This is a genomic window from Longimicrobium sp., assembly GCF_035474595.1.
Taxonomy (GTDB): domain Bacteria; phylum Gemmatimonadota; class Gemmatimonadetes; order Longimicrobiales; family Longimicrobiaceae; genus Longimicrobium.
Genome location: NZ_DATIND010000069.1, coordinates 1 through 4,684, shown reverse-complemented (window position 1 = coordinate 4,684; position 4,684 = coordinate 1). Strand labels below are relative to the sequence as shown.

The window sequence follows — 4,684 nt, the reverse complement described above, 5'->3', positions numbered from 1 at the left end:
GTACCGCACGGGCGACCGCGCGCGCTGGCTGGAGGGCGGCGACCTGATGATCCTGGGCCGCACCGACAGCCAGGTGAAGATCCGCGGCTACCGCGTGGAGCCGGGCGAGATCGAGGCGGCGCTGCGGCGGCACGAGGCGGTCTCCAACTGCCTGGTCGTCGTCCGCGAGGACGTGCCCGGCGACCGCCGGCTGGTGGCGTACGTGGTGGCGGAAGGGGCGGATTCCGCCGCGCTGCGCGAGCACCTGCGGCGGAGCGTGCCGGACTACATGGTTCCCGCCGCCTTCGTGATGCTGGATTCGCTGCCCCGGACGGCGACCGGCAAGGTGGACCCGAAGACCCTCCCCGCGCCGGAGTACGCCGCGGCGCCGGAGCGCTACGTGGCGCCCGCGACGTTGGCCGAACAGGTGCTGGCGGGGATCTGGGCCGAGGTGCTGGGTGCGGGGCGCGTGGGCGCCGGCGACAACTTCTTCGAGCTGGGCGGCGACAGCATCCTTTCCATCCAGGTGGTCACCCGGGCACGGCGCGCCGGGCTGGAGCTGAGCCCGCGGCAGATCTTCGAGCACCAGACCCTGGCGGAGCTGGCGGCGGTGGCGGGCGGCGCGGCGCGGGCCGGGGAGCGCCCCGCGGAGCGGGGCCGGGTCGCGGGCGGCGTGCGGCTGACCCCCATCCAGGCCTGGTTCTTCGCGCAGGACCACGCGCGCCCGGCGCACTACAACCAGTCCATGCTGCTGAACGTGGACGCCGGGGTGCCCGCCGCCGCGCTGGAGGCGGCGCTCGCGGCGGTGCTGGAGCACCACGACGCGCTGCGCCTGCGCTTCCGGCGGACCGGGGCGGGATGGGAGCAGCGGCACGGCGACGAGGTGGGGGTCGCGCTGGAGCGGGTGGATCTCTCCTCGCTGGCCGCCGCCGAGCAGGACCAGGCGATCGAGACGATCGGCGGGCGGGTGCAGGCGGGCCTGGACCTGGAGCACGGCCCGCTGGGCGGCGCGGTCCTCTTCGACCGGGGCGAGCGGGGGGCGCTGCTGCTGATGGTGCTGCACCACCTGGCCGTGGACGGCGTGTCCTGGCGCATCCTGCGGGAAGACCTGGAGCGCGCGTGCGGGCAGCTCCAGGCCGGCGAGACGCCCGACCCGGGCGGGAAGGGCACCTCGTTCCAGCAGTGGGCCGCTGCGCTGGAGGCGTACGCCGCCAGCGAGGGCGCGCGGGCGGAGGCCGGCTACTGGCTGGCGCAGGGGCCGGAGGGGGTGCCGCCGCTCCCGGTGGACGGCGAGGGCGGCCGCACCGTCGCGAGCCAGCGCACGGTCGTGGTGCGGCTGGACGAGGAGGAGACCCGCGCGCTGCTGCAGGAGGTGCCGGCGGCGTACCGCACGCAGATCAACGACGTGCTGCTGTGCGCGCTCGCCGGCGCGGTGGGCGAGTGGACCGGGAGCCCGCGCGTCCGCCTGGCCCTGGAAGGGCACGGGCGCGAGGAAGAGATCGCCCCGGGGACCGACCTCACGCGCACGGTGGGGTGGTTCACCAGCGTGTACCCGGTGGTGCTGGACACCTCGGGCGCGGCCGGGGCGGGCGAGCGGCTGAAGCGCGTGAAGGAGCAGCTCCGCGCCGTGCCGCACCGCGGAATCGGGCATGGCGCGCTGCGCTGGCTGTCGCCCGACGCCGACGTGCGCGCCGGGCTCGCCGCGCAGGCGGAGCCCCAGATCCTGTTCAACTACCTGGGACGGTTCGACCAGGGGCTTTCCCTGGCGAGGCGGTTCCGCTTCGCCGAGGGGCGGCGCGGGGGCGACGTGGCCGGGGAGAACCGCCGGCCCTACCTGCTCTCCATCGATGGGCGCGTCCACGACGGCTGCCTGCGGCTGAGCTGGACGTACGGCGAGGGGACCCACCGGCGCGAAACCATCGAGCGGGTGGCGGACTCGTTCCTCCGGTCGCTCCGCGCGCTGATCGCCCATTGCCGCCAGCCGGGCGCGGGCGGGTTCACGCCGTCGGACTTTCCGCTGGCGGAGCTGGGGCAGGCGGAGCTGGACGCGCTGCTGGCCGGGAGGGGCGGCGCCGAGGACCTGTATCCCCTCTCGCCCATGCAGGAGGGGATGCTCTTCCACGCCCTCTCCGGCGCGGGCGCCCAGGCGTACCAGGTGCAGGTCGCGCGGCGCCTGGAAGGGAGCCTGGAGGCGGACCTCTTCCGGCGCGCATGGGCCGAGGTGGTGGCCCGGCACCCCATCCTGCGGACCGCGTTCGTCTGGCGCGGGGTGCGGGCTCCGCTGCAGCGGGTGGAGGCCGCCGTGCGGCTGCCGTGGCGGGTGGAGGACTGGACCGGCCTGCCGGAAGCGGAGCAGGACGCGGCGCTGGACCGCTGGCTGGCCGGGGACCGCGCGAACGGCTTCGCGCTCGACGAAGCGCCGCTGATGCGGTTCGCGCTCTTCCGGGTGACGGGCGGCGCGCACTGGTTCGTCTGGAGCCACCACCACCTGCTGACCGACGGCTGGTCGGCCTCGCGGATCTGGAACGAGGTGCTGGCGCTGTACCAGGCGTGGAGCACGGGCGAAGCGGCGGACCTCCGGCGCCCGCGTCCCTACCGCGACCACATCGCCTGGCTGCGGGGGCGCGACGTGGAGGCCGCGGAGCGGTACTGGACCGGGGTGCTCGCCGGCTTCGGATCGCCCACGCCGCTGCCGGCGGACCGACCGGCGGAGCCCGGAGCGGAGCCGCGGCACGCGCGCGAAAGCCTGGACCTGCCCGCGGCGCTGGCGCGCGGCCTCGAGGAGGCCGCTCGCCGGGCCCAGGTGACGCTGAACACCGTGCTGCAGGGCGCGTGGGGGGTGCTGCTCTCGCGCTACGCCGGCGAGGACGACGTGGTGTTCGGCACCACCGTCTCCGGCCGCGCGGCCGGGGTGCCGGGGGTGGAGGAGATGGTCGGGGTGTTCATCAACACCCTTCCCGTGCGCGTCCGGGTGCGCGGCCCGGCCCGGCTGGGCGCGTGGCTGGGCGAGCTGCAGCGCGCCCAGGCCGAGGCGCGCGAGTACGACTACACGCCGCTGGCGCGGGTGCAGGGATGGAGCGCCATCCCCCCCGGCACCCCCCTCTTCGAGAGTCACTTCATCTTCGAGAACCACCCGGTCGAGCGCGGGGAGACGCCCGGCGCACGGCTGCGGACGGGGCAGGGGCGGATGGTGGAGTGGAACACCTATCCGCTCTCCCTGATGGCCGCCCCGGGCGAAGAGCTGCCGCTCCGGCTGAGCTACGACGCCAACCGCTTCGACGCCTCGACCGCCGCGCGGCTGCTCGGGCACCTGCGGCGGCTGCTGGAGCAAGTGGCGGAGAACGTGGACCGTTCGCTGACGGAGCTCACGCTGCTGAGCGGAGCGGAGCGCCGGCGGGTGCTGGAGGAGTGGAACCGCACGGAGGCGCCGTATCCCGCCGGGCGCTGCATCCACCAGCTCTTCGAGGCGCAGGCGGAGCGTACGCCGGAGGCCCCGGCCGTCGTCTTCGCCGGCCGGACCCTGACCTACCGCGAGCTGGACGAGCGGGCGAACCGCCTCGCACGGCACCTGATCCGGCTCGGAGTCGGGCCGGAGGTCCGCGTGGGGCTCTGCCTGGAGCGCTCGCCGGAGCTGATGGTGGCCATCCTGGGGGTGATGAAGGCGGGCGGTGCCTACGTCCCCGTCGATCCCGCCCACCCGGCGGAGCGCATCGGCTACGTGCTGGAGGACTCCGCCGTGGCCGCCGTGCTGACGCAGGAGCGGCTGCGGGACGCGCTGCCGGTCCTGGGCGGCGTGCGCGTCATCTCCGTCGACACGGCGTGGGGCGAGATCGCGGCCGAGAGCGCGGACGCACCCGCGACCGGCGTCACCTCCGAGAACCTGGCGTACGTCATCTACACCTCGGGGAGCACGGGGCGGCCCAAGGGCGTGGCGATGCACCACCGGGGTGTCGCCAACTACATCGACTGGGGAATCCGTGCCTACGGGGCGGATGCGGGGAGCGGCGCGCCCGTCTTCTCGTCGATGGCGGTCGATCTCACCATCACCAACCTCCTCCCCCTCTTCGCCGGCCACCCCGTGCACCTCGTCCCCGAGGAGAACGCGGTGGAGGCGCTGGCCGATGCGCTGCGCGGAGCGCCCGGCTACGGGCTGATCAAGATCACCCCCGTCCATCTCTCCCTGCTGACGCCGCTGCTCACGCCCGAGGAGGCGCGCGGGGCGGCGAAGACGCTGGTGATCGGCGCCGACTTCCTGTCCGCCGAGACCACGGTGTGGTGGCAGGAAAACGCGCCGGACGTGCGGCTGATGAACGAGTACGGGCCGACGGAGACGGTGGTCGGCTGCTCGGCCTACGCGCTTCCGAACGGCCAGCACCGCAGCGGACCGGTTCCGGTGGGCGGCCCCATCCAGAACCTCCGCTTCTACGTGCTGGACGCCCATCTCCATCCCGTTCCCGTCGGCCTCCCCGGCGAGCTGTACATCGGCGGGGCCGGGGTGGCGCGCGGCTACCTGGGCCGGCCGGCGCTGAGCGCGGAGAAGTTCGTCCCCGATCCCTTCGCCGGGGCCGGCGCGCGGATGTACCGCACGGGCGACCGCGCGCGCTGGCTGGAGGGCGGCGACCTGATGATCCTGGGCCGCACCGACAGCCAGGTGAAGATCCGCGGCTACCGCGTGGAGCCGGGCGAGATCGAGGCGGCGCTGCGG

The 4,684-nt window shown here is 75.0% G+C and carries 1 protein-coding gene; it reads left to right on the top strand.

The window, feature by feature from the left end:
• A partial coding sequence (locus VLK66_RS12060) for a non-ribosomal peptide synthetase (protein ID WP_325309671.1) occupies nucleotides 1–4,684 on the top strand: 4,684 nt, incomplete at both ends.